Here is a 17338-nt window from a genome sequence, read left to right on the forward strand (position 1 = left end):
CTACTTGCTCTTCTGTGCTGCGGCGTATGCCGCCTCACACGCAAAGCCGGCTATTCGGCTTCGATCAAGCGCTTCTGCCAGTCTTCCCGCTTCTTCGTCAGCGCTTCTACGCAGGTCGGCGAGCAGAACGGTAAGGTCGGCTCTTGCCTTGCTTCCGCTGGCAACCTCGGCAGCACAAGACTTTCGCTTGGCGATGAGGTCGGTGATTTGCTGCTGCAGGCTGCGAGCCCGGTTATCAGCAACAGCAACGGCAGCCGACACATGCTCAGTTTTGGCTTTCGCATCGTCGGAGACTCGGTTGATGTCATTGGTGATCTCGCGCTGAAGGTGAAGCGTGTTGGTGAGTGAGTCCACGCGGGCGGTGGCAGTGTCGCGCTCGGCGGTGATGGCTGCTCGATCGTCCTTCACGCTATCCAGTCTCAGCGCCAAGTAACCTGCGGTGGCCATCGCTGCCAGCACGACCCACATCCATGGCGGGACCAACTTCAGCAAGGCGCTCATGGGGCCTGCCGTTCGACGGCTTCGTTGACCTTCTCCGCTGCCTTGCTGGCGGTGTCCGCCGCTTGGACTGCCGAGTTCGATGCCTCTTGCACCTTCACTGCCGCGTCCTGCGCCTTCTCTGCAAGGCTGTTGAGGCGAACGTCACGTTTGCCCAGCGCGGCGTCGTAAGCTGCGCGCACCTCGGCAAGCTGTTTTGTCTGCTCACTACTGGCTGACCATACGCCAGCTTGGAAACCGAGTATCAGACTGCCGGCGAGAAGCAGCGCAGCGATAACCCAGACCTCCGCCCGACGCCACCAGCGACGAGCAATGAATTCCATAGCGCATCTGTCCATCAGTTGATGCCTCCCAGCTTGGTACGCAGTCGGGCGATTTCTTCACTCTGCGAGGTAACCGTTGCGGTGAGCTGTGCTACTTGACTGGTGAGGGCTTCGATCTTCCCCTCCATCCGCCCTACTGCTGCGGCGAGCTCGTTGCGCTCTTTGGCGAACTGATCGGCGCGAGCTTCCGCTTCCTTTCGTGCAATACGCTCGGAGTCCAGGAGCTCATTCAGTCGGCGAAGCGTGAAAATGTCGGCGTTATCCATCGCCCTGTCAGCAGCATCCTTCGAGAGGAATTTACGCAGCCAAAGGAAGGCTGCCAGCAACACGGTTCCGGTACCGCCCAGCCAGGTAGCTGTGCCTGGGCCGAGGTCAGTAGGATCCATCGCAACTCCATCATGAAAAGCTGGACCATCAGGCCAGCGCAATAGATCGGCGTCCGCAGCACTCCCAGCTCGGAGCAATGGGTGAGGGGAGCCGAAAACGAAAAAGCCCCAGCGAATGCTGAGGCTCTATTAGATACGAGGAGCAGTTGTCTAATTCAGGGTAGGCTCGCTGTCGATGGAGCGTACTTTAGGAGCAATAATTCCAGTGCGTCGCTGCTCTCCCAAACGGAGAAATTCCCCCCTGAGCCTATTCAAAGATCGATTGTAATCAGCCGCAGATGTTTTTTTCTGTTTCCGAAGGAAGGCGATTAGGTCTTTCTGCTTCAAATACGCAGCACGCGACGCCGCAGCCTTCTTGCCTCTTACGGGCTCACCGACAGGATCCCCGTCCCGAAGAATTGGATATAGCGCATCTTCTTCAGAATCGTTTTTGTCTAGAGGTTTTCCAACAGTGAAAGACGCCAACTTCAAGCCCCTGAAAAAATGAGAGAGCGAGCACGGTACCAGTTCTTTCATAGAAACGAAAAACCACCTGCGGTGGGAAGAATCTTGAATAGGGGCACAGTCTTTCCCGAAGTCCACCCAAGACCATCCCAGCGTCGACACAGCAATGCATCGATCTCGCTGATCCAGTCTCGCGCCACTCCACAAGCATGTGAGGTCAGAGTGCGCAGGCTGCCGGTGTTGATTCCGTACGTCGCACTATCCGGCTATCGATGTCCAGGCCTTCCCGAGGGCTGTCCTGGCTACAGGTAAATTCGAGGCAATAAAAAACCCGGCGCGGCGGCCGGGTTCTGACATACAGATGACTTACCAGGCACCCGTCCCACAAGGGTTTTCTTTCGAGTTATAAGGCTTGGTCAATTTGCTCAGCCCTTTGGTTGGAATCTGACTGGTCAGACCTTCAGCCTTCAACTCAATGGTTTTTGCCTTGCGCATTGCAGCCCAAAATTCAGGAAAATTTCCGGAACAGGCGTTGCACTCAACAAAGAAAGGGTTGCTGTACTCGACACCGTCAACGATAACGTCAAAACCGCCTTTATCGTTGTGCGAGTAGAATTCTTTGCCCGCAATAGTTGCCGAGCCGCTTACAGGGCTCATCTCGTCATTCTCGTCGCAGGCAAAGTTCAGGTAACTTTTTGCCTCATCGCCAGCAAAAAATTCAGTCTTCCCTTGGCCCCAGCCAGTTTGCCATTCGTTGGTTGCGGCTGTAGCTGAAGCACAAGCCAAGGAAAGCAAAATCGCAAATGCAGCTTTGTTCATATCCATTTCCCTATCACTCTTAGCTGGCCAAATGATGCCAAAGCAATCCTACACGGATATTTTGGGAAGATTGAATGCTGGATATGAAAAAGCCCGACGCGATGGCCGGGCTTTCTAAAAAATTCGATAACTGAATCTGACCTTGTAAAAATTAGGTTGCCTTGTCTGAGGCCTCAGCCGCGAAACATGAATTTCTCAAGCCGTGTCCGATCGCAAAAATTTTTGCGTGATCTGAGACAGGCAACTTTATTGCATCATCAGATGCCGTTTGAACCATTTTCGCAATACTGACCTTTTGAGCGGTGAACTCTGCTGTCCCTAAGGGGCCCTTTTCTGCAGTACCGAGTACAGTACTCGCAACCCCCGAAAGGCCCGACGCAATACCTCCTGCGACTCCGCCTGTTCCGGCAGCCGCAAGCATTGCGCCAGTCACACCCAATACGCCACCTGCGCTACCTATACCTAGCTTGGCTTCTTCGGCGTTTTTTGAGCGTGCTTCGTAATTATTGTGGATCTTCCTACAGTACTCACTCGCCTCATCCAGATCCGCCCAAGCAGCGAGATATTGAGGCTCGCTCGTGGCCACCGCCCTGTAATTGGCAAGAGTCGGAAAAGGAGGGGTCGTAACTCCGTGACACCCTGCGATGGAAACAGATGCTAGTGCAATCATTGCCAAATTCTTCATACGCGTCCCTCCCAAGAACCCCAAAAGGGGCAATGGAGATATTAGTGACGTCTTCACATTTTGCTAGGCAATGAAAACCCGGCTCTTGGCCGGGTTATGTGAGTAATGCGCGCTCAATGGATTTTACTTCGCACCGCCGTTATCGCGGTCCGTCTGGGCATCCTGATCAGAGCCTGGGTTTCCGGGTGGTGGGTTCCAATCTTCTGGTCGTTCGTCAGTGCCCTGCTTCGGCTCAGATTCGGTCTGCTCTAAACCCGAATCATGTCCTTCACCAGCGTCAGGCGTTTGCTCGCTTGGTCCTGGGTATGGCGCTTCAGGGCCGTTGTTGTCGTCAATCATGATTCTCTCCCGTCAGACGCGCAGGGGCTGCGCTTACTACTGAGAGAAGATTCGAAAACAAGGAGTGCGATCTCCTAGACGAGCGGCCATAAAAAAGCCCCGCACGTTGGCGAGGCTTCCTAATGTCAATCCATAATGCGCAAGATCGACAGGATGGGTAAATACTCTCTCACTTTCTCATTAATTGCAATGGCTTTTTGCTACGCGGCGCAACTTTCGATTAGACCCTCTGCGTCTAGTAGCTCTTGAGCGGCAGTGAGAGCCTCATTTACCTGGTCGTCCAGAGCCTTGCGAATCGAAGAGCGCCACCGATAACGGGTGGATTCCGGCTTGCCGTCGTTGCCCCAGTTGGTGATGTCGTACCAGGCGGCCGGAAGTACGGAGGCAGAACGCTTACCCTCAGCGCCGGCAACTTGAGGAATCGCCCAAGTAAGCACTGCACACTCCCGGAAGCGCTTTGGCGCTGGCGTTTTCACCGAGTTGAGCAGCTCCAGAATGGCGCCGTGCTTACGCTCCTCGTGGGTGGAGTACTTCGCCACGAGTGCGCGCCAGTGAGCTGGAGTTAGCGATTTGTGCAGCCGACCAAACACCCAACAATCCTGGAGGAGCGCCGCCTCCTTACCTACGATCTCTCCTTTCTGCTTGGCGCACTGCACCTTAGGCTCAAAGTCGCAGCCACCCGTGGAGCTAATTGTCTCGGCGGCCAAGGCTCGGACTACGGCGGAAATCACATTGCGATAAGTCATGCTGCGGCCCTCTTCAGTTCGCGGATCTTGGCTCGGCAGTCGGCCTTAATAGTTTTGATTTCTTCGACGGTGTGCTTGCAGGCCGGGTGCAGCCCTTCCAGCCAATCGACCTTTTCCGGACCGATCAGCTGGAGGAGCGAAAGCCTGTAATGGACCAAGTTGCCGGACAGGTGCGTGTTGCATGGCGCGCATTGCTTCCACACGTTGAGCGGTTCGAATCGCAGCTCGGGGTTCGCTCCTACAGAGCGGTAGTGCCCGGCGTGGTATTGGCCTTCATGGTGGCGACCGCAGCTCACGCAAGGGCGATCGGCATCACGCAGGCGGACCCACTCATTGAACGCTGCTTGGGCTTCGCGCATGTGTTCCGCCCTGCTCTTAAGTTTCTCCTTACGGACTTTAATCTCGCGGCGCTCGCACTGATCGATTGCTTTGCGAGCTTTCTCTTGATGACGGGGGGCATCAATTGCCGCACAAGCCGGACTGCATACGGCCTGCCCCATGCGCGAAGGGATGAAAGATTTCCCACACGATACGACACAGCATTTTTTTGCTTTGGGCTGCTTCCTTGCGATCGTCATGCGGCCTCCTGGCTCAGCAGATCATCGAAGTAAACGCCCTGAGGTGCGAAGCGCGCGACAATGCGGTCGGTGTACGCAATCCCTTGGGAACGATTGAACAGGCTGGTCACCGGGAAGCCGTCCGGGCCGAACAAATGGCATTCGCCCATCATGTCCAGCTTCGATTCGTATGGCAGATGACGCATCACCCGGTACCACTCAGCCTGAAACCCGGCGTCCTCGTTCAGCAGGATCTGCACGCCGACGTGCAACTTGCAGTAGCGACGGGCTTCAGCCTCATCGCCGATTTGGGTCATTTCCGCGATGCGCTTGTACATCGCGAACCACAACCGGTTCTGGTCGAGCGTGCGGTCCTTGCCTGGGCGCAGCGACACCACGACGAACTTTTTGTCGCGGTACATGGCGCTAAGCCTCGTGATGGCCTCGGAGAGTTTCGCCTGACAGTTCACGGATATTTTGTCAGCCATGGGTGGCCACCTTTTTCGGCAATCCGCTGATCAGCTCGCTGAGTTGCTGTGTCAGTCGCTCGTTCTCGGCCAGCAGTTCCAGCGCCACCTCCTCCACGGTTTTCTCCCCGAGAAAGTCTTGGAGCGCCTCCGTGTTGCGCTTCCAGTCCGCGCAGTCGGTGCGGTACGACGCCGCCTCGGCCCACAGCAGCTTCTGAAGCTTTTGTTTATCGATGCTCATTGAGTAGCGCTCCTTGCTTCCAATTGTTCGGCCTGCTGAATGAGCAGCGCCCGGCGATCCGCCAGCTCATTGGCTGCCTGAATTCGAATTTCTGTTTTTTCCTCGGCTGATGCTTGGCGCATGGAAAGCATCGAATCCTTCACCGCGGCGAGCCTCTCGCGCAGCTTTGGCGAAGGCCGCGCAACCTCACCCGTGAGCAGCGCTACGACGGCCCGACCGTCTTCAGTGACCGGCACGACACTCAAGTCGGCCAGGTACTGCTGAGCGCGCTCCTGAGGGATTCGCTGCATCTGCACGGCTTTGGTGATCGCCTGTGTGCGGCGGTCGGCGTCGAAGCCGACTGACACATGCCAGTTCACTTCTTTGCGGTCCTCCCGTGCTTGCCCTACCAAACGCTCGTAAGCGCTGTTGAACGCCATGCGCGCACCAACCTTGTCGCCGGCATCGAGGACAGGCTTCGCCGCTGCGAGTGCGAGCTGGATCTCGTCGGTCAGCACCACAGTTTCGAATTCATCGTTGGTGGTCATCGCGATCGCCCAGGCCTCGTCCTTGCCCGGCCGGCCGTCAGCAATCTGAACGCGCTGAAGAATGTCAGCCATTGCCAACTTGCCCTTCACCTCAAAGCGGCAGGCCTTCAGCGCGGCTTTCACGACCGGTACCGGGTAAGCGCAAAGGTCTTCGGCCATGATCGCCGCAGTGCCTGGGTTCATTTCCTGACCCATGGCCTCGGCGGTGGCGCAGATCGCAGCAGCGAGCCCGGCAACCTGCTGGTCATTCATTTCAAAGGTACTCATTGCGCTCCCCTGCTTGGCGCTTGGCCAAGACCATTTGCGCGGCCTGCTCGGCGGCGGAGACGTTCGCTTCGGTGCGCTCCATCTGGCGCGCGGTTGTTCCGTTGATGCGCTGCCCCGTCACCCACTGGGTGTGGTAGCTCTCGGCATTGGCCAGCAGATCGTTGAGGCTGTGGCACTTGCGCAGAACGGCGGCATCGCTGGTTTTCAGGAAGTGCGCGGCGACGTGGTGGGCGACATCGCCGCCGAGGCGGTCGACCAGTTGGCCGAGCTGGCCACCGACCTTGGCGTTCCATACCGACCAGGTGCTGTAGCGCTTGCGGTAGGCCATGGCGTAGTTCGCCCAGACCTTGAAGGTTTTGCAGGACTGGTCTTTGGGGCCCGGCATGTCAGCGGGAATCTCAACCCGTGGCGCATCGGTGCGATCAACCACCAGAACCAGATTGCGGACCGGCTTGTCCGGGCCGTCTTGCAAGTCCTGACTGGTATCCTGATTGGTACCCTGATGATTGGTATCCTGATTTGTCGGAGATTTTTCCGACCCTAGTTCGGATTTTTCTCCGACCTTGCTCGGATTTTTTTCCGAGGTAGATCGGATTTTTTTCCGACCCTCGTTCTTTGGTGGGGTCGGATATTTTTCCGACCCGTCGAGCTTCTGGTTCCACTCGATCGCCTTTTCGGTCAGGCGGAACAGTGTGATGTTCGAAGTGCTGGAAAGCTCAATCAAACCCGCCTCTTCCAGGGCCTTCAGCATGCGATAAGCAGTGTCTGGCTTGTCAGTGAGCAGCGGCAGCTCCTCGATGATCTTGGCCTTGCTCAGCGCGAAGAAGATCCCATCGTCAGTCTTGATTGGCTTTGTCCAGCTTGGGCAGCCATAGACAAAGGCGAACAGCAGAGCCTGCTGAGAATTCAGCCCCCACTCCAACGCCTTTACCTGATTGATCGTGACGGTGAATTGCATATCAGGCCTTCCCGACCAGTTTGGCCAGTTCGAGGAAGCGATCGACGTACCAGTGAGGCTGCGTCTCGCGTGGGGATTGGGGGTTGGTCAGGTTCTTGCCGTAGGTCATGCCCTTCTCGGTCACCGACCAGAACGGAACCATTTCCTGTTTGGAGTTCTTGCGCTGGAGCTGCTTCAGAACGCCCTTGGTTTCCAGTGCTCGGTTGAACGCAGCGGGAGACACGCGAATGCCGTTGTCTTTCAGCAAGGCCGTGGCTGACTTGGTGGGCATAGAGGATCCGCCGGTAGCATCTGGCGCGGCGTCGACGGCGTAGCCTGGGAGAAACTTCGGGTCAAGACCGTTGTTCTGGGCGATCTTCGTGAGCATGGCCATCTGGCAGGATGGAGCCGGCTTCAGCAGGCGCGTAAAGCACTCCATGATGGCGATCTCGCCAACGACCTTGGTGCCATTGAGCAGAACCTGCTCGCGAGCGCCCTGCTGCTGCTCCAACTCCCGCCAACGGCGAATCACCTTCATGCGCATCGGGGCGCTGTAGCCGGTGAGCAGGCAGTCGGTGTGTTCGCGGTCGAGCATGTATTCGACCTGCTCCCGGTTTTGACCGTCCAGATAGATGTGCTCAAAACTGAGTACATCTAATTTCAGTTCTTTCAGCATCGCAGCGATGTCGCGTTTCACATTGGCGTGCCGCTTGCCGGTGACGTTAGCGATCTCGCGAGAGGACATCGTGGTACGCGACACGTTTTCAGAATCAGAAAAACGTGTCGCGACATTGTTGGGGGTATTGACGTAAGCATTCTGTGTATTCATTATTGCCTCGCAGATGTAGCAATGAGCCAGGCCACGAACCTGGCTTTTTTGTGCCCGCGATTCAGCCGCGAGCCTTGTGCAACTCGATTACGGCGCCGACAGCCTCAAGGCTTGCCGACATGTACTTGGCATGTAGCGCGCGAATTTTCTTTGCTTCGCCCGCGTCGATCTCGCCATCTTCCAAAGCTGACGCCACCATCTGATCAAGGGCGCCGCGCTGCGCAGATGCAGCCAGCGAGCGCTGGTACAGGTCGACGTTGTCTAACTCCCCCGCTTCCGGGATCTTCACGAACACACCGCCATACATGCCGCAGATGTAGTCGGGCAGATGCTCAGTTTTCGTTTCGCTTTCCAGCACGAAGATTTCTGCATCGCTCAACGGCTTGCAGCCTGCTGTCTCGTAGATCTGGTTTTCCAGACGCTTGTCCTTGATGCCAAGACGAGCGGCTGCACAGTCCATCCCGCCAGGGAAAGCGTTGGACACGGCTGCCATAACTTGGCGGCGGGTCTCTAGCACGGGGGTTTTCATGTCCTAGTTTTTCCTTGGGTTGGTTGCAGTCAAAATGGCAGCACTGGATCGGCGGGCGGGCATGTCAGGCGGCGGTTCTCTGTACCGGCAACTGGCACGGAAATGGACGAACCTCCTCCGCTGTCAGCTTTCCGTCCTCATGTTCAATGACCAGGATTTCCCTGGCCGCCTTCAAGGCTTTTGAAATGGCTGGAGCGCTGACGCCAAGGCCCTTGGCGACAGCGGACTGACCAATTCGCTCAACCAGTTCTGGCAGTGGCGTCTTCTTCATGTCGTTGCCTCAGCAAACTTTGTCAGACCCAATATTAACCGCCGGTTAGCTTTCAAGCAATACCGGCGGTTGACGCAATAAAATTAACCAACGGTTAAATTTCACGGATGAGCAGAAAGAAAGAGCTGTCCCCAGAACTGAAAGCTGAGTGCGACGCCGCCAAGGCGCTTTTCGTATCGAAAAAGAACGCGCTTGGATTGACCCAGGCGAGTCTTGCGGCGGAGGCTGATATATCGGCCGCTGCGGTAGCGATGTACCTGAACGGAACCAATCCTCTGAACGCCAAGTTCGCGGCGGTTCTATCGCGCCTACTCGGCGTGCCTGTCGAGCGCTTCAGCAAGCGACTTGCGCGCGAGATCAGCGGACTGACAAGTGTCGCCGAAGGGCCATCTGCTTCGACGCTTTCAGCCGCTGATATGGTCCGAGCGATGCTTGAAAAGCAGGGCAAAGGGCTTACCGACACTGCCAGACAAAGATTGATGGCAGCCGCTGACGCAGATGATGCCGGAGGCGCCATCGAGATTGACTACTACCGGCCAGGCGCTGTGGGGGATGAGGTGTGGATCGCCCATTATGACGTCCGCGCCGCGATGGGCGGCGGTCAGATCCCGCATGACTATCCCGAGATGCTGCAGGATGTCCGGGTGAGCCCCCAGCATCTGCGCGAGATGGGTGTCGAGTTCAAAGAGCATTTCCATCTGAAAATGGTGACCGGCTGGGGCCAGTCAATGGCGCCTACGATCAAGCATCGCGACCCGCTCCTGGTAGACATCAGCATCCGAGAATTCGTAGGCGATGGGATCTACATGTTTTCTTGGGAGGGTCACCTTTATATCAAGCGACTGCAGTGGCTGGGCGATGATCAAATCAAAATGATTTCCGACAATGACCGTCACCCGCCGCAAACAATCATGGCGAGTGACACCTACATTCAAGCTCGTGTTTTGCTCGCTTGGAACGCTCAATTGCTTTAACGAGGAGGGGCGCGCTCTCGCGACTTTGTGTAAAAAATGGCTTTTTAATGGCAATCGGCACAGCACCGATTTGCACCGATCAATGCCATCTCGCCTTGCGGGAATATACCTGAGAAGATATATTGTACGAGCTAATAGTTGGCGACGACGCCACTGGCGATCTTGAAGAAATTCTTGAGGAGAATGCGCCAGCGGCGTATCGCTTGGGTGTTTTCCTTCAGGAGCTGGGTTGCGATCAGGATTTGCTCGAGAAGCTTTCCTGGGATCAGTACGGCGGCAAGCCGCACCTGCCTGAGCTGGGAGCAACATTCAGCGTTTCAAAGGTCTATTCCCTTTACAGAACGGGAAAGAATATTTGGAGGCTGAGGGATTTCGAACTGTCCAAGGAGGGGTTTGAGTATCGAATTATCTACGCCTACATCCCTTCAAAGGACCTTTATTTCGTATTAGCTGTCGTTGAGAGAGCATTTAACTATGATCCGAACCACCCTGTCACACAGCGCGTCCTTGATGCCTATAAGCAGCTTGAGGCAGAGGGCTGGTGAAGAATCAGTGGGTACGGCCAGTGTTGGTGTTGTGCTGAAATTCGAAGCATCCGTCCTTCCAGCACCTCTAGCCCAAAAAAACACTGCATTTTCGCGTCTCATGGCACGCCTTGAAGAAAGCGCGGAACACAAAGAGGGCATCGTTGATGCTCGCACGTGGCTGGCTGATAATCTTCTGGTTGACGAAGGCAAAACGGTCAGAACACTGCGCTTGAAAAAAGGCTTGAATCAGACGCAGCTCGCCGAACTACTGGGTACCACTCAGGCTCAGGTTGCACGAATAGAAAAAGGAAATGTTGATCTACAGCGATCGACGTGCAAGAGGCTTCGTGAGGTTCTCGGCGTCTCAGCGGATGAGCTTGACGAGATGCTTGATCGGCAAGAAAAAATTTACCAAGCGAAGGCTAAAAAATGAACCGGTTTGCCTACTCTATTTTCTGCGATGACATTCGGTATGAGGTCAATAACAAAAGCTCGTACATTGGGATCATCGGCAACCTCATGTACATTCCAGCTTTCCCCGCTGTACTGCCCAAATTGTGTGTCTCGGTAACTGCAAATACAACACACGACCATCCGTTCGAGTCTCTTCAGTTCAAAGGCACCATCGGTGAAACCGTCCTATTTGACGTTGCCTTAGAGAAGGAACAGTTGGAGCAAATGCACGAGCAGGCTGCGAATCAAATCGATGACGCCAAAGGGCTTTCCGCGCAAGCTATGTTCGTGCTTTCGCCTTTGCATATCCAAGAGCCAGGCAAAATCAAAATTTCCGTGATCGCTGACGGGGTAGATCTGGAATGCAATGGCATGCAGATATCGCCAGCTCCAGAAGGCATGCAAATTATTTAATTTCTAGTAAGTACGCTAAAGAAGAAGCCCGCCCACAAGCGGGCTTTTTGCATCTATCAAAAAGGAGCTGCCTGCTCCATCGCCACTTCAAACGTACTTTCCACCTCGGCGACTCGCCCCTCCTCGACTTGAGGATCCCACCTGAGCGTCACTGACGAATCGTCGTTGAACGTCATGTCTATCCCATCCGTCTCGTTCAGTAGCCCCATTACCTCCTCCCACTCCCTGCCCCCGTCCGTGTCCAGGCGATGGATCGTCACCCAGCGCTGAATCTGCGCGACTGGGTGATTGATCATTGACGAGACGCGGAGCCCAAGACGCTCCAGGCCTGACATACCAACGCTTTCGAGCCGGTCTTGTTCTTGTGCCATTGCCACCTACTTCTCTCCTGATAGCTGTATATCCATCCAGTTAAAACAAAGCACAACCAATCCTTGAGAAAAATAAATTAACCGCCGGTATTGACTACAAAGAAACCGCCGGTTAATTTGCATCCATCGCAGCGACACAGTCACTGCGAAGGGCCTGACAAGACCCGCCGCTCTTTTGCGACACAGCTTCAACTTGCCGGATCACCACCGGCCCAGATTCAAAGGCAGCGATGAACCGGCCTAAACGGTTCAGAGGGTTGGCAACTGACCCGGGCGTGCAGCGTAAAACGTCGAAAGCAGTTTTCCAGCGGGAGAACAAGCCGAAAGGCCCGCGGCTGGAGGAACAATTTGAATCGATCTGTACCGCGCCAGTAGCGCCGAAGGATCAGCGGAATTTTTCACTGATGCACCTGGTGACGGGTGCATTGGGAAAACGACCGAGGGCAACGCAATGAACAAGGTAATTCACATCACCCTGTGCGGAGAGTTGCAGGTCTTCGCTGATGCCGACCTAAACGCCTGCATCCGAGAGGCGAACAGGCTCAACGCAGAGCGCGGACTCAAAAGCGGCGTGCGCGTTGTTGAGTGCGAAGACGGCCATCGAATGACGGCGGCCGACTGCAAGGCTGCTGAATGAGATTTCACTGGCTGGCCTTGGCGGCAGGGCCAGGCGGTAAAAGAATCCTGAGCGGGGATTAAGCCGCCTCCGCCACGACCGTCGGACAATACGGTCTTTGTGGGCACTCCAAAGCAGTGTTCGTTTCGCTCCGTATAAGCGAAGGCTTAGCCAATGAGCCAAATCAAGAACGCTGACAGTCGGAAGAGTACGACGGACAGCCGGGAGAGACTGGCCCGATCACCTCGAAAGAGGCTGCATCGGAGAGTGATCGAAGCGTGCCCAAGCGGGCTGCAGCGCTAGGATCGCAAAGCCCCGTAAATCTCCTGAGCTGGGTCTGCCAGCCAGTACCAGAAACGCGGCGGGAAACAAGCGGGGGTAGCGTCCCGGTGTTTCGATCACTCTCCGATGCGGACGAAACTGCGGCCTATAACCGCCCACCTGCATCTCCACCAACTACCGAGGATTTCTCGGCAGTTGCCTTCAATCAGAGGAATGACAGCCATGTAAACGTGAGCGATTCACCTGCGCGGCGCGGCAAGCCTGAAGGCCGGCGCCCATCACTCATACAGGCAGCGGACAGTAGGCCGTCGATGTCACCGCGCATCGGCCGAATGAGGTAGGCCACCTCTACGCACGTCGACAATCTGATGCTACAAACCCAGGCCGTCGCCAGTAGCGGGCCTGGGACAGATTACTTGCTAGGTTTCGGCGCATAGCTCGGGCAGAAATGTTTTGCTGCCGACGGATCCCCTGCGGCCTGCACTTGAACTGCCTTTATTTCATCCTGAAATGCCGGATTGGCATCAACTGCAAGAATCTCCTTCTTCAGTTCTGCATTTGCCGCTATATCTGGAAGGGAGAAGATGTTCTGCAGCGAGTAATTCATTCCGGGCTCTTGTTCTGCACACATACGCCCCATAGCCACCATGGTTATAGCAATGTCGTGATCCTCGGTATCCGCTTGGGCCTGCCCTAAATTACTGAGCGCGACCAAAGCAACTAGACAGACAGTCTTCGAAATAACACGCATGGGAATTCATCCTTAGAAGTTCTGCGCTTTATCGGCAGTGAAATCAAAAAATTCAACTCGCCGCTTTGCAAATCGTTCGACAACACCCGAATGCACTCTCCTCCGCGCCCAACGGCAACCAGCGGAGCGGATGAGTGCATCCGAGTTTTGTTGGATCAACACCCGTCACTCTGGAGGCGACCTTGAACGCAGCACTGAAACTCTGTCAGGCCATGTACGACGCGAAGTTGCCTCCGGCAGTGAGCGAATCGGACGATCAACAGGAATGGCTGGAAAACGCTGCTGAACAGTTGGTGTGCGGCTCAGACGTAACGTGGAAGCGCCGATCTGGCGTAGCTCTTACGGTGACCTCGGCAGATTACGCCGAACACCTACAAACGCACCTGAATCAGCGGCAGATCGACGGCCTTGATGATCGCGACTCGTTCGCCAACCTGGTGCTAGCGGTGGTCGTAGGCAGCCCGGCCGAGGCGCTGACCCATGCCAAGCACTTGCTGGGCAGCAATAGTCCGGTGACACAACTTGAGGCGTTGGCCGCCGACTTCCTCCGTCCGCACGCAGCCAATGCGGTGGCTGCCGAGCACGAAGAGGCTGAAGACGATGTGGATGGCGACTTGTGAGCCCGCACATCCTGATCGACCAAGCACTTGATGGAGTGTCGGCGCCCGCCGGCGAAGAAGACATCAGCCTTCTGGTTCAGGGGTTGATCACCCGCCTCTTCACCGACGGCGCCATCACCATCGACGAGTTCAACCACTACTGCAAACGTCTGCGTGACACCTGTCAGCGGCGCAAGGAGGACGCATGAGTACGGCACCGGTTAAATCGCTGATCGACGAGCAGCTAGAAGACATCGAACACAAGATTGCCCTGCTCGGCTTTGGTCTTCCTTTCAACGAGGTGATCGGCCGCAAGCGCGAGGAGCTGGTCGCTAATCTCCCGCAGCGCCTGGCGCCATCCATGAAGGGCAAACGAATTGCCGTGAAGGTTCGGCCGTGACCGCTCGCCAATGGGCGCGCCGCCTGATCATCTGGCGCGGCGCGTTCTCCTCCCTCGGCGTTTTCACCTTCCTGATGCTGCTCAGCACCCTCGCCGATCGCATTACTCAATAAACCCCATCTTTCAAAGCCGCCCTCCTGCGCGGCGGGAGATAGTCATGTCTGCACCTAACCTAGCTCTATGGGAAGAGGTCGAAAAGACCGACCCAAAATTCACAAAGGAATACACCGGTCTCGGCGGCTTCACGGGTACTGCAGTTAATGCCCAGTATCTGGCTAAACGCGCTACTGAGCAGTTCGGCCCATGCGGTGCCGGCTGGGGTTACGACGTCATCGAGGAACGCTTCGATATCGGCGGCCCACTTTTGAACAAAGAAGGTTCGGTGCTGGCACATGCCCAGGTGCACACCCTCAAGGTCGCGCTTTGGTACTTGGGCGGCGACGGTGAGCGCAAGACAATTACGCACTACGGGCACACACCTTTCATCACTCAGAACAAATTCGGGAGCATCAGCACTGACTTCGATGCCCCAAAGAAATCCCTCACTGATGCGATCGGCAAGTGTCTGAGTCAGCTCGGCTTCTCCGCCGACGTTCGCTTGGGTCTTTACGACGACATTCACTACGTCAACGAACGCCTAGGTGAAGCAGAAATTGAACGCGCCGAGGACAAGATCGAAGCGAAGGAACGTTTGGCTGCCGAATACCGCGATTGGCTAAATGAAACACTCCGCCTGATCGGTACCGCGCAATCACTCAACGAGTTGGAGCAGCTCTACAAATCAGCGATGCGCAAGCTGGACTTGCGCAAAACCGAACCAGAGTGCGCTGCCCACAAACTCAAATTCACGCGCGCCAAAGACGCCCGTAAAGCAGACCTTGAAGATGCCTTGGAGGGCGCAGCATGACCGATCTCTACAAACTGAATGTGCAGATGGCCGAGCTCGCAGCCTTGGCTGACAGCGACGACGAAGGACTGCGCCAGGCCATCCAAGACACCATGGACGGCATCAAAGGCGAGTTCGAAGTGAAGGCTGATAGCGTCGTCATGCTGCGTCGCAACATCGAGGGTGACATCGACGCAATCGACAAGGAGGTCGACCGTCTGAACGAGCTCAAGCGCATCAAGAAAAATACCGTTGGGCAACTCAGCGATTACCTGCGCCGGAACATGGAGGCCGCAGACATCAAGTCGATCAAGCGACCACTGTTCACTATCACACTGGCGCTCTCGCCCGAGAGGGTCATCGTCGACAACGAGCAAGCAGTTCCTGACGAGTTCGTCACGTTGAAGAGCGTGATCACTCCAGACAAGAAAACTATCGCCGTGAAGCTCAAGGAGATCCGCGAGCATAACGATGCGGTGCGCAAACGCATCGATGCAGGCGAAGACGCGGAGCATGAGCTGCTGCCGGAACCGGCCTGGGCCCACCTTGAGCGCGGCGAAAGCTCGATCCGGATCAAGTGAGGCCAGCATGATCAGCAACCACCTCAACGACGTCGAGCGTCGGCGTCAGGACGCAAACGACCTTTCCGCTCAGATTGCCCAGTACCTGGCCGCTGGTGGAAAGATCGACGTGCCAGAACCGGCGCCGATCAAGTTCACCAGCACCTCCGAGCGGAAGCATCCACCAAGCTTTCAGCGCCCAAGTGTGAAGGACGAAACGACTGCGCGCGTTGCGCGAATCCGTGAAATGGCCAAGACGCTGACCCGGAACGAGATCTGTGAGCGGGAAGGAATCGCGCTGGCCACGCTGAAGGCGATCGCCTGCAAGCACGCCATCAAGTTCCAGGTGCGGCAGAAAATCGGCACCGCGCCGAACAAAGCGCCGCCAGATGTGGAAGCGCGATTGGTCGCTCAGATCAATGAATGCATCGCCGGCGGCATGAACCGGAGCCAGTGCTGCAAGGCTCTGGCGATCAGTTACAACATGCTTGATCGGATCACCCGGGACAACGAGATCGACTTCCCAAAGCTGAAGCCTGCATTTCGATGAAACGAAGGCCCCAACAACGCAAACGACAGACCTGGCTGGACTTGCCGGCCAGCGGAATTGAAGAGGTAGGCCATGGCCGAGGAAAAGGAACTGACGGAGGAAGCCAAGAAGCAGCGGAGGAAGCGCGAGAAGGCGGCAGCAAAGGACGCTGCTTTGGGCGTCGAGAAGTTTACGGTTGAAGTGGCCGGGGTGTTCAAGCCTGACCTCAAGCGGGTCATGGCCGCCCACAGCATCAACAACCAGCAAGACATTCACCAGCGGCTGCTAACGAACCTGATCGCGGCTGATTTCGAAACACAGGCGTGGATGCTGCGCGGTGTCACAACACCTTATGTTGTTAGCGAAAAGGTGTTGCGACAGTTGAAAGCTGCCGGTCTGCTGCACTTGTCTAAGCGCCCCGGCGAACCAGACGATGAAATTATTTCTCCAGAGCAATTGAAGAGTGACCATTCATGCTACAGATAGAAATACCAGGCTGAACAGAAAACACCTGCGATGAGAATTGCTGCCGAAGACCATTTCAAGATCTGAAATGACCGCTCCCCCCTCTTGACTCTTTCCCACTCCGTTTTAAGAATTTTTTGCGTTTCATCAACGACGCCTCTTATCTGAAGCTCACCTTTTTCTTTAGAAAACTCAACGGTGTCATCTATCTCTTGAAGAAGCTTTAAGAGATGCTTATGTTCTTTAACGTTAAGTCGCAAGCGAATGCGCGTAATAAGATTATTTATCTCAACAAAATCTTCCTTACTTGATACCGCAAACTCATAAGCATGATCTGCTCCTTTCTTTTTAACAAACCTCGAAAAGCTTAAAATCATATGCATCACGCCCGCAAGCTTAGAAACATCATTCCGCAGGGAATCAATCCATAACTGACGAAACTCTGATGTCTTTTGATCCTTAGATAGAATTGTGACTGCAAGAGAAATGGAACCAGCGATTATGGCGACTACAACTGCACCAACTAGCGGAATTAAAAGTTCTTCCTTCATAACGTAATTTTCCTTGTCCCGACCTCATGCCGGTCACTCGTAATACCCCAACCCAAACCAAATTGCCACCACCGGTCACGGAGGGCGGCATCTAG

At 55.6% G+C, this 17338-nt stretch carries 30 protein-coding genes; 12 read left to right on the forward strand and 18 right to left on the reverse strand.

Features of this window, described 5'->3' with window-relative positions; genetic code table 11:
* The 15 genes from ICA15_RS00765 to ICA15_RS00835 form a co-directional block, all read right to left on the reverse strand.
* Window positions 1-501, reverse strand: coding sequence for a DUF2514 family protein (locus ICA15_RS00765; protein ID WP_210555458.1), 501 nt, complete (start codon window positions 499-501; stop codon window positions 1-3).
* The gene (locus ICA15_RS00770; protein ID WP_210555457.1) at window positions 498-836 is read right to left on the reverse strand and encodes a hypothetical protein; all 339 of its coding nucleotides are present in this window, start codon (window positions 834-836) and stop codon (window positions 498-500) included. Before ICA15_RS00770 ends, ICA15_RS00765 begins: the two co-directional genes overlap by 4 nt.
* Window positions 836-1207: a chemotaxis protein gene (locus ICA15_RS00775; RefSeq protein WP_210555456.1), complete on the reverse strand. Its 372-nt coding sequence runs from the start codon at window positions 1205-1207 to the stop codon at window positions 836-838. The genes ICA15_RS00770 and ICA15_RS00775 overlap by 1 nt, the downstream gene beginning before the upstream one ends.
* 810 nt (window positions 1208-2017) lie before the next feature.
* Complete coding sequence (locus ICA15_RS00780) at window positions 2018-2470, reverse strand: hypothetical protein (protein WP_210555455.1); 453 nt, start codon at window positions 2468-2470, stop codon at window positions 2018-2020.
* Window positions 2471-2621: 151 nt separating this feature from the next.
* On the reverse strand, window positions 2622-3155 hold the full coding sequence (locus ICA15_RS00785; RefSeq protein ID WP_210555454.1) for a hypothetical protein: 534 nt from the start codon (window positions 3153-3155) through the stop codon (window positions 2622-2624).
* Window positions 3156-3278: 123 nt separating this feature from the next.
* On the reverse strand, window positions 3279-3494 hold the full coding sequence (locus ICA15_RS00790) for a hypothetical protein (protein WP_210555453.1): 216 nt from the start codon (window positions 3492-3494) through the stop codon (window positions 3279-3281).
* 200 nt (window positions 3495-3694) lie between these two features.
* On the reverse strand, window positions 3695-4240 hold the full coding sequence (locus tag ICA15_RS00795) for a hypothetical protein (protein WP_210555452.1): 546 nt from the start codon (window positions 4238-4240) through the stop codon (window positions 3695-3697).
* Window positions 4237-4818 (reverse strand): recombination protein NinG, encoded by a 582-nt coding sequence (locus tag ICA15_RS00800; protein WP_210555451.1) that lies wholly within the window; start codon window positions 4816-4818, stop codon window positions 4237-4239. The genes ICA15_RS00795 and ICA15_RS00800 overlap by 4 nt, the downstream gene beginning before the upstream one ends.
* Window positions 4815-5285 (reverse strand): hypothetical protein, encoded by a 471-nt coding sequence (locus tag ICA15_RS00805; RefSeq protein WP_210555450.1) that lies wholly within the window; start codon window positions 5283-5285, stop codon window positions 4815-4817. Before ICA15_RS00805 ends, ICA15_RS00800 begins: the two co-directional genes overlap by 4 nt.
* A complete protein-coding gene (locus ICA15_RS00810; protein WP_210555449.1) occupies window positions 5278-5505 on the reverse strand; it encodes a hypothetical protein in 228 nt (75 codons plus the stop codon). The genes ICA15_RS00805 and ICA15_RS00810 overlap by 8 nt, the downstream gene beginning before the upstream one ends.
* A complete protein-coding gene (locus ICA15_RS00815; RefSeq protein WP_210555448.1) occupies window positions 5502-6299 on the reverse strand; it encodes a hypothetical protein in 798 nt (265 codons plus the stop codon). Before ICA15_RS00815 ends, ICA15_RS00810 begins: the two co-directional genes overlap by 4 nt.
* Window positions 6286-7257, reverse strand: coding sequence for a phage replication protein (locus ICA15_RS00820; protein ID WP_210555447.1), 972 nt, complete (start codon window positions 7255-7257; stop codon window positions 6286-6288). Before ICA15_RS00820 ends, ICA15_RS00815 begins: the two co-directional genes overlap by 14 nt.
* 1 nt (window position 7258) lies before the next feature.
* Window positions 7259-7981, reverse strand: a complete 723-nt coding sequence (locus tag ICA15_RS00825; RefSeq protein ID WP_342345755.1) for a Rha family transcriptional regulator — start codon at window positions 7979-7981, stop codon at window positions 7259-7261.
* Between the two features lie 145 nt (window positions 7982-8126).
* Window positions 8127-8594: a YmfL family putative regulatory protein gene (locus ICA15_RS00830; RefSeq protein WP_210555445.1), complete on the reverse strand. Its 468-nt coding sequence runs from the start codon at window positions 8592-8594 to the stop codon at window positions 8127-8129.
* Window positions 8595-8658: 64 nt separating this feature from the next.
* A complete protein-coding gene (locus tag ICA15_RS00835; RefSeq protein WP_007965032.1) occupies window positions 8659-8865 on the reverse strand; it encodes a Cro/CI family transcriptional regulator in 207 nt (68 codons plus the stop codon).
* Window positions 8866-8972: 107 nt separating this feature from the next.
* On the opposite strand from ICA15_RS00835, the gene ICA15_RS00840 reads away from it, so the two are divergent.
* The 4 genes from ICA15_RS00840 (at window position 8973) to ICA15_RS00855 (ending at window position 11233) form a co-directional block, all read left to right on the forward strand.
* The gene (locus tag ICA15_RS00840) at window positions 8973-9839 is read left to right on the forward strand and encodes a helix-turn-helix transcriptional regulator (RefSeq protein ID WP_210555444.1); all 867 of its coding nucleotides are present in this window, start codon (window positions 8973-8975) and stop codon (window positions 9837-9839) included.
* Window positions 9840-9961: 122 nt separating this feature from the next.
* Window positions 9962-10384, forward strand: a complete 423-nt coding sequence (locus ICA15_RS00845; protein WP_210555443.1) for a hypothetical protein — start codon at window positions 9962-9964, stop codon at window positions 10382-10384.
* 7 nt (window positions 10385-10391) lie between these two features.
* The gene (locus tag ICA15_RS00850) at window positions 10392-10799 is read left to right on the forward strand and encodes a helix-turn-helix domain-containing protein (protein ID WP_210555442.1); all 408 of its coding nucleotides are present in this window, start codon (window positions 10392-10394) and stop codon (window positions 10797-10799) included.
* Complete coding sequence (locus ICA15_RS00855) at window positions 10796-11233, forward strand: DUF6941 family protein (RefSeq protein WP_210555441.1); 438 nt, start codon at window positions 10796-10798, stop codon at window positions 11231-11233. Before ICA15_RS00850 ends, ICA15_RS00855 begins: the two co-directional genes overlap by 4 nt.
* 56 nt (window positions 11234-11289) lie before the next feature.
* Here the strand turns inward: ICA15_RS00855 and ICA15_RS00860 are convergent, their stop codons facing one another.
* Window positions 11290-11604 carry a DUF1654 domain-containing protein gene (locus ICA15_RS00860; RefSeq protein WP_210555440.1) on the reverse strand — a complete coding sequence of 105 codons (315 nt, stop codon included), beginning with the start codon at window positions 11602-11604 and terminating at the stop codon, window positions 11290-11292.
* Window positions 11605-12055: 451 nt separating this feature from the next.
* Between ICA15_RS00860 and ICA15_RS00865 the strand changes: the two genes are divergently transcribed.
* Window positions 12056-12241, forward strand: a complete 186-nt coding sequence (locus ICA15_RS00865) for a hypothetical protein (protein WP_210555439.1) — start codon at window positions 12056-12058, stop codon at window positions 12239-12241.
* Between the two features lie 673 nt (window positions 12242-12914).
* On the opposite strand, the gene ICA15_RS00870 is transcribed toward ICA15_RS00865, so the two are convergent.
* A complete protein-coding gene (locus tag ICA15_RS00870) occupies window positions 12915-13253 on the reverse strand; it encodes a hypothetical protein (RefSeq protein ID WP_210555438.1) in 339 nt (112 codons plus the stop codon).
* A gap of 182 nt (window positions 13254-13435) precedes the next feature.
* On the opposite strand from ICA15_RS00870, the gene ICA15_RS00875 reads away from it, so the two are divergent.
* The 7 genes from ICA15_RS00875 (at window position 13436) to ICA15_RS00905 (ending at window position 16713) form a co-directional block, all read left to right on the forward strand.
* Window positions 13436-13873, forward strand: a complete 438-nt coding sequence (locus ICA15_RS00875; RefSeq protein WP_210555437.1) for a hypothetical protein — start codon at window positions 13436-13438, stop codon at window positions 13871-13873.
* Window positions 13870-14061 carry a hypothetical protein gene (locus ICA15_RS00880; protein ID WP_210555436.1) on the forward strand — a complete coding sequence of 64 codons (192 nt, stop codon included), beginning with the start codon at window positions 13870-13872 and terminating at the stop codon, window positions 14059-14061. Before ICA15_RS00875 ends, ICA15_RS00880 begins: the two co-directional genes overlap by 4 nt.
* The gene (locus ICA15_RS00885; RefSeq protein WP_210555435.1) at window positions 14058-14252 is read left to right on the forward strand and encodes a hypothetical protein; all 195 of its coding nucleotides are present in this window, start codon (window positions 14058-14060) and stop codon (window positions 14250-14252) included. Before ICA15_RS00880 ends, ICA15_RS00885 begins: the two co-directional genes overlap by 4 nt.
* A gap of 157 nt (window positions 14253-14409) precedes the next feature.
* Window positions 14410-15159: a hypothetical protein gene (locus ICA15_RS00890; protein WP_210555434.1), complete on the forward strand. Its 750-nt coding sequence runs from the start codon at window positions 14410-14412 to the stop codon at window positions 15157-15159.
* Window positions 15156-15719 carry a siphovirus Gp157 family protein gene (locus ICA15_RS00895; protein WP_210555433.1) on the forward strand — a complete coding sequence of 188 codons (564 nt, stop codon included), beginning with the start codon at window positions 15156-15158 and terminating at the stop codon, window positions 15717-15719. Before ICA15_RS00890 ends, ICA15_RS00895 begins: the two co-directional genes overlap by 4 nt.
* A 7-nt stretch (window positions 15720-15726) precedes the next feature.
* A complete protein-coding gene (locus ICA15_RS00900; RefSeq protein WP_210555432.1) occupies window positions 15727-16248 on the forward strand; it encodes a hypothetical protein in 522 nt (173 codons plus the stop codon).
* A 72-nt stretch (window positions 16249-16320) separates the two neighbouring features.
* Complete coding sequence (locus ICA15_RS00905; protein WP_210555431.1) at window positions 16321-16713, forward strand: hypothetical protein; 393 nt, start codon at window positions 16321-16323, stop codon at window positions 16711-16713.
* On the opposite strand, the gene ICA15_RS00910 is transcribed toward ICA15_RS00905, so the two are convergent.
* The gene (locus tag ICA15_RS00910) at window positions 16704-17243 is read right to left on the reverse strand and encodes a hypothetical protein (RefSeq protein ID WP_210555430.1); all 540 of its coding nucleotides are present in this window, start codon (window positions 17241-17243) and stop codon (window positions 16704-16706) included. The two genes, ICA15_RS00905 and ICA15_RS00910, sit on opposite strands and share 10 nt — an antisense overlap.
* Window positions 17244-17338 lie beyond the last annotated feature (95 nt).

Source organism: Pseudomonas sp. P116, from assembly GCF_020149425.1.
GTDB lineage: Bacteria > Pseudomonadota > Gammaproteobacteria > Pseudomonadales > Pseudomonadaceae > Aquipseudomonas > Aquipseudomonas anatoliensis.

Bases quoted from the DNA above. Each gene is read 5' to 3' on its own strand.
- ICA15_RS00790 (WP_210555453.1), bottom strand. From the start codon at position 3,494: ATGATTGACGACAACAACGGCCCTGAAGCGCCATACCCAGGACCAAGC.
- ICA15_RS00855 (WP_210555441.1), top strand. From the start codon at position 10,796: ATGAACCGGTTTGCCTACTCTATTTTCTGCGATGACATTCGGTATGAG.
- ICA15_RS00900 (WP_210555432.1), top strand. From the start codon at position 15,727: ATGATCAGCAACCACCTCAACGACGTCGAGCGTCGGCGTCAGGACGCA.
- ICA15_RS00765 (WP_210555458.1), bottom strand. From the start codon at position 501: ATGAGCGCCTTGCTGAAGTTGGTCCCGCCATGGATGTGGGTCGTGCTG.
- ICA15_RS00815 (WP_210555448.1), bottom strand. From the start codon at position 6,299: ATGAGTACCTTTGAAATGAATGACCAGCAGGTTGCCGGGCTCGCTGCT.
- ICA15_RS00770 (WP_210555457.1), bottom strand. From the start codon at position 836: ATGGACAGATGCGCTATGGAATTCATTGCTCGTCGCTGGTGGCGTCGG.
- ICA15_RS00800 (WP_210555451.1), bottom strand. From the start codon at position 4,818: ATGACGATCGCAAGGAAGCAGCCCAAAGCAAAAAAATGCTGTGTCGTA.
- ICA15_RS00820 (WP_210555447.1), bottom strand. From the start codon at position 7,257: ATGCAATTCACCGTCACGATCAATCAGGTAAAGGCGTTGGAGTGGGGG.
- ICA15_RS00890 (WP_210555434.1), top strand. From the start codon at position 14,410: ATGTCTGCACCTAACCTAGCTCTATGGGAAGAGGTCGAAAAGACCGAC.
- ICA15_RS00865 (WP_210555439.1), top strand. From the start codon at position 12,056: ATGAACAAGGTAATTCACATCACCCTGTGCGGAGAGTTGCAGGTCTTC.
- ICA15_RS00785 (WP_210555454.1), bottom strand. From the start codon at position 3,155: ATGAAGAATTTGGCAATGATTGCACTAGCATCTGTTTCCATCGCAGGG.
- ICA15_RS00860 (WP_210555440.1), bottom strand. From the start codon at position 11,604: ATGGCACAAGAACAAGACCGGCTCGAAAGCGTTGGTATGTCAGGCCTG.
- ICA15_RS00830 (WP_210555445.1), bottom strand. From the start codon at position 8,594: ATGAAAACCCCCGTGCTAGAGACCCGCCGCCAAGTTATGGCAGCCGTG.
- ICA15_RS00840 (WP_210555444.1), top strand. From the start codon at position 8,973: ATGAGCAGAAAGAAAGAGCTGTCCCCAGAACTGAAAGCTGAGTGCGAC.
- ICA15_RS00795 (WP_210555452.1), bottom strand. From the start codon at position 4,240: ATGACTTATCGCAATGTGATTTCCGCCGTAGTCCGAGCCTTGGCCGCC.
- ICA15_RS00870 (WP_210555438.1), bottom strand. From the start codon at position 13,253: ATGCGTGTTATTTCGAAGACTGTCTGTCTAGTTGCTTTGGTCGCGCTC.
- ICA15_RS00885 (WP_210555435.1), top strand. From the start codon at position 14,058: ATGAGTACGGCACCGGTTAAATCGCTGATCGACGAGCAGCTAGAAGAC.
- ICA15_RS00810 (WP_210555449.1), bottom strand. From the start codon at position 5,505: ATGAGCATCGATAAACAAAAGCTTCAGAAGCTGCTGTGGGCCGAGGCG.
- ICA15_RS00905 (WP_210555431.1), top strand. From the start codon at position 16,321: ATGGCCGAGGAAAAGGAACTGACGGAGGAAGCCAAGAAGCAGCGGAGG.
- ICA15_RS00895 (WP_210555433.1), top strand. From the start codon at position 15,156: ATGACCGATCTCTACAAACTGAATGTGCAGATGGCCGAGCTCGCAGCC.
- ICA15_RS00825 (WP_342345755.1), bottom strand. From the start codon at position 7,981: ATGTCCTCTCGCGAGATCGCTAACGTCACCGGCAAGCGGCACGCCAAT.
- ICA15_RS00805 (WP_210555450.1), bottom strand. From the start codon at position 5,285: ATGGCTGACAAAATATCCGTGAACTGTCAGGCGAAACTCTCCGAGGCC.
- ICA15_RS00835 (WP_007965032.1), bottom strand. From the start codon at position 8,865: ATGAAGAAGACGCCACTGCCAGAACTGGTTGAGCGAATTGGTCAGTCC.
- ICA15_RS00910 (WP_210555430.1), bottom strand. From the start codon at position 17,243: ATGAAGGAAGAACTTTTAATTCCGCTAGTTGGTGCAGTTGTAGTCGCC.
- ICA15_RS00775 (WP_210555456.1), bottom strand. From the start codon at position 1,207: ATGGATCCTACTGACCTCGGCCCAGGCACAGCTACCTGGCTGGGCGGT.
- ICA15_RS00780 (WP_210555455.1), bottom strand. From the start codon at position 2,470: ATGAACAAAGCTGCATTTGCGATTTTGCTTTCCTTGGCTTGTGCTTCA.